The following is a 5,252-nucleotide window of genomic DNA, read 5'->3' on the forward strand; positions in this document are numbered from 1 at the left end:
TATTATAGCGGATAAAAATATTTTTGTTATAATGATATATTAATTACTATATTCCTATGCTTTAAGTCAGAACTCCTAGAACTGCTATTACCGAATAATTAAGGTTTAAAGCCTCTCACTCGCCGTGGAGAAACAAGAAAAAATTTTCACGCTCCGTGTCAATCCAATCCGTTTTAGGGAGAGGTAATTATCCATTATCCATTAATGAACTATTCTCTTAAAAAAGAGTTGGGATAAATTTTTCCTTTTTTAAGAGAATATTATAGCGGATAAAAATATTTTTGTTATAATGATATATTAATTACTATATTCCTATGCTTTAAGTCAGAACTCCTAGAACTGCTATTACCGAAGAATTAATAATTAAATAATTAAATAATTAAATAATTAAATAATTCAGCTTTGTTAGCCTCCCCAATACCGCGTCTTACCTATCCGTTTTAGGGAGAGGTAATTATCCATTATCCATTATCCATTATCCATTATCCATTAATGAACTATTCTCTTAAAAAAGAGTCCAGATAAGTTTTGCCTTTTTTAAGAGGGTATTAATAGCGAATAAAAATGTTTTTGTGATAATCATTACACCAAACATTCTATTAATTGAAATTTTCCAATGTTTCAAGTCAGAATGCTCAGGACTGCTATGCTTATTGGTTTTGTAAATTATCCGCCAATTGACAATATGAAAAATGTTAAAAATGCTACATTTGGCTGATGATTTAATTCTGGGAATACCAGACACCGAGTCAATTAATTTGCCTATATAGAACTCTTATATTAATTATGATAAAAATCTGACTGGATTAATTTTCGTCAGGTTAAGTCCTTCAGAAAAATCACTTAAGATTGTTCTATAATAGAAAAGCTTAATAAATCAACATCTACCATTTCCAGGGAGTATATTTTAATGTCTAAAGTTAACATCTACCAATCCGTATCTACTAAAAAATCTATCAAATTAATTGATATCTCTAGTCAACTAGAATCTCTACAACAAATAGTATTTATAGACTCCTCTGTAGAGGATTACCAGAGTTTAGCTAATGGAGTTTTACCAGGAACAAAAGTAGTTATTATTCGTCGTACTTCAGATGGTGTCCAGCAGATTACTAGAGTTATTAAAAAATATCCTCACATATCATCTATACATATAGTTTCTCATGGTACGCCTGGATGTTTATATTTGGGTAATAGTCAATTAAATATTAATAGTATTAACAATGATTATTGCCAAGAGTTAGAAACTTGGTCAGTAACTAATTTATTGCTCTACGGTTGTAATGTAGCTGCCGATAATGCAGGTAAAGAATTTTTAGCACAACTCCGTGATATTACAGGTGCAAATATTGCTGCGACCGCAAGACCAACTGGTAATGTTGCTTTGGGTGGTGACTGGGAGTTAGAGGTTATTAGGGGTGAGTTGGAGGTAGATGTACCTTTCACACAGGAGACACAACAACAATGGAATTATGTTCTAGATCCATTTGAGGAAAAACCTGCCTTATTCCAAGTAATTAGTGGTGTACTTTTTCGACTTAACCCATTAACAGGAGGTTATGAGGAGATTGGTGGTACTGGTACACCAAGGTATAATGCAGCAGGTTATAACCCTAATGATAACTACATCTATGGTTTTGAAGTTAGTAATAGTAATCAGAAACTTCTGAGAATCAACTCAACTGGTACTGTTGAGTATGTCAAGAATGATGGTACAGTTACTACAGATGAAAATGATGCGGATATTTTTACAGTTAATCTTTCTCCAAATCCTACTGCTGGAGATATAGACCGAGACAATAATTTATGGATAACTAACGTCAATAGTAAAACATCAATACTTAGAATCAATCTTGATAACCCGGAAACAACAACAATAAATTTGACTGGCACACCTCCCAGTGGTGAGATGCCAGTAGATTTAACTTATATAACTTCTCAAAACAGTTTTTATGGCATCAGCAGTAACGGTGAATTAGTTACAATTGATATCTCTGATATTAATAATGCTACGATTAGCACAACTACAATACAGTTAGATAGTGGTGGAAATTTAGGTGCAGCAGGTTATGGTGCAGCTTGGACTGACGGAGAAGGAAAATTATATGTTAGCAGTAATGATGCAGGAGATGGTAACGGACAACTATATCACATCAGAAACTTTGCCAGCGCTCCAGTAGCTGAAGAACTCCTTCCTACAGAACAAACCGATAGTAATGATGGGATCTCCGACCCCAGGCAAATATCCGTTTTTGACATCCCGCTAATAGACCTAGATGGTACCGATACCCCAGGAACTAACTACGAAACAACATTTACAGAAAATGGTGGTGCTGTTAATATAGTAGACATCGGGACAGGTGATACTACAATAGATGGTGTACGTACTACTGAGGGTCTGATTATTCGAGATTACATCAACAATGGGACTACTGCTGAAGGTGATAGATTACAGGAAGCAACAATCACCCTGACTAATCCTCTTGATGGTGACGATGAGAAATTTTTGGTTAATGGTGTAGAACTAACAGATTCAGCTATAGTAACAGGTACAAACATAACTGCGACACTAACTACAGTAAATGGTGAAAAGGTAGTTACCCTAACACCAACTACAGGAGATACCGCCAGCATTGATGATTTTGCAACAGCACTAAGAGATATTCAATACCAAAACACGAGCGAAAACCCAGATACTACAGACAGAACTTTACAGATAGTTCTGGAAGATGAAAATAGAAATAAGTCCTCTGACGTTTTTGGACTAAATAGTAACCAAGTTCATATTACTGTAATGGAGGTTATTCCTGTTAATGATCCTCCTGCTTTTGAAGCATTAGACAATACTCCAACTTTGATCCAAGGTGGTGACCCAGTTGTTTTAGATAGTAATGCCACAATTACAGACGAAGAACTAGATGGCAGAGATAACTATGATGGTGCTATCCTCACATTAGAAAGAGATGGTGGAGCAAACAGTGATGATGTATTTAGTGCAGTTGCAAGTGGAACATTAGGAGCATTAACAGAAAGTGGAGACTTAACAGTCGATGGTACCACTATCGGTACAGTCACAACTAATAGTGATGGTACATTGCAACTGACATTTAATGGTGATGCTACAGGGGAATTAGTAGATCAAGTCTTACAACAAATTGCCTATCAGAACACAAACACAGATACTGCTCCTGATGAAGTTACCATCAAATACACAATAGATGATGGCAACATAGAATTCAACGATAGTTCAGCCACCGTTGCTGCCAACACCAGCAGTGCAGAAGTCATAGATGCAAATGCCACTATTAGTAGCGATGAAGCTCAGGTTGTAGACTACAAGGACGTCTCTTTAGTAGTGCAAAGAAGCGGGGGAGCAAATAGTGAGGATGTGTTTGCTGCAGTTGCAGGTGGAACATTAAATTTTACAGGTGGAAACCTAATAGTTGGTGGTACGACTATCGGTACAGTGACAACTAATACTGGTGGTCAATTACAACTAACATTTAATGAACTTGCCACTACTGCTTTAGTGAATGAAGCATTACAACAAATTACATATAATAACACTAATGTTAATCCTCCAGATACAGTAGTCATAGATTATGGAATCAGAAACGGTTCAGCCACAGTTGATTTATCAAGCACTACAGATGCGCAAGTAATAGATAGTAGTGCTACTCTTCCAGACATAGACTACAGTAGTGCGTCCCTGCTAGTGCAAAGAAGTGGAGTTGCCAATAGTGAGGATGAGTTTGGTGCAGTTGCTGGTGGAACATTAGATTTTACAGGTGGAAACCTAAGAGTTGGTGGTACGACTATCGGTACAGTCACAACTAATACTGGTGGTCAATTACAACTAACATTTAATGAACTTGCTACTACTGCTTTAGTGAATGAAGCATTACAGCAAATCACATATACTAATACTAATGCTAATGCTCCTGATGAAGTCATTATAGATTACCGTGTATTTGAGCAGGGTATAGGAGGTCCGTTATCAGGGGAAGGAACTGTTGTTGTTAGTTCTGTAAACACTGCCCCATCTTTTGAAGCATTAGACAATACTCCAACTTTTACCAAAGAAGGCGACCCAGTTGTTTTAGATGATAATGCCACAATTACAGACGAAGAACTAGATGACAGAGATAACTACGGCGGTGCTATCCTCACATTAGAAAGAGATGGTGGGGCAAATAGTGATGATGTATTTAGTGCAAGTGCAACTGGTACGTTAGTATTTGAAGATGATGGAACTGTTACAGTAAATGATACTAATATTGGTACAGTTACTACCAATAGTGGTGGTAAACTACAACTAACATTTAATAGTGATGCTACTGGCGATCTAGTTGATTTAGCTTTACAAAATATTGCTTATCGAAATACAGACGATACAGATACTCCTCCTGATGAAGTCACTATTAAGTACACAATAAATGATGGCGATATAGTAGATGATGGTAGCGTAGACAAAACGGTAGTTATTTCCGACACTGGTACTGAACAACTAATAGATGCAAATGCTACAATTAGTGACAATGAAACAGTAGACTACACTAACCAAATCCTGGTAATACAAAGAGATGGTAGTGCAAATAGTGATGATGTATTTAGTAACGATCCTGCAAGTGTATTAGGAGATTTAACAGAGGGTGAAACTCTGACAGTAAATGGTACTGACATTGGTACAGTTGCTAAAAATAGTGAGGGTCGATTAGAACTAATATTTAATGGTAATGCTACTACCACTCTAGTGGAAGAGGTACTACAAAGCGTTAATTATCGAAATACTAGCGACACTCCTCCTGATGAGGTTTCTATTTACTATTATATTATTGGGCAGGGTGTAGGAGGTCCATTAGAAGGGGAAGGATCTGTTGTTGTTACTATAAATGACCTTCCCACAGCAGAAGACGACACAGCCACAGTAGCCGAAAGTGGTACAACCAACATTGATGTACTAGAAAACGACGACTTTGGCGGAGACGGAGCCGGCACAATTACCATAGATGGAGTCACAGGAGGCACAGCCACAATCAACGATGGAGGCACACCAGACGACCCCACAGATGACACCATAGACTTTACTCCCGACCCAGACTTCGATGGAAACCCCACCATTAACTACACAATCACAGATAGTGATGGAGATACCAGCAGTGCTATAGTAGACATTAGAGTTACACAAGACCAAGTCCCCACAGCAGAAGACGACACAGCCACAGTAGCCGAAAGTGGTACAACCAACATTG

Annotated in this window: 1 protein-coding gene; it reads left to right on the forward strand. The window is 37.3% G+C overall.

Annotated features, from left to right (window positions below; all coding sequences use genetic code 11):
• Positions 1-910: 910 nt before the first annotated feature.
• Positions 911-5,252, forward strand: a 4,342-nt coding sequence (locus tag ACP6PM_RS33625; RefSeq protein WP_426591193.1) for a DUF4347 domain-containing protein, incomplete at its 3' end; no start/stop codon positions are given.

It is taken from the genome of Dapis brunnea BLCC-M229, assembly GCF_050015995.1.
Lineage (GTDB): Bacteria > Cyanobacteriota > Cyanobacteriia > Cyanobacteriales > Microcoleaceae > Trichodesmium.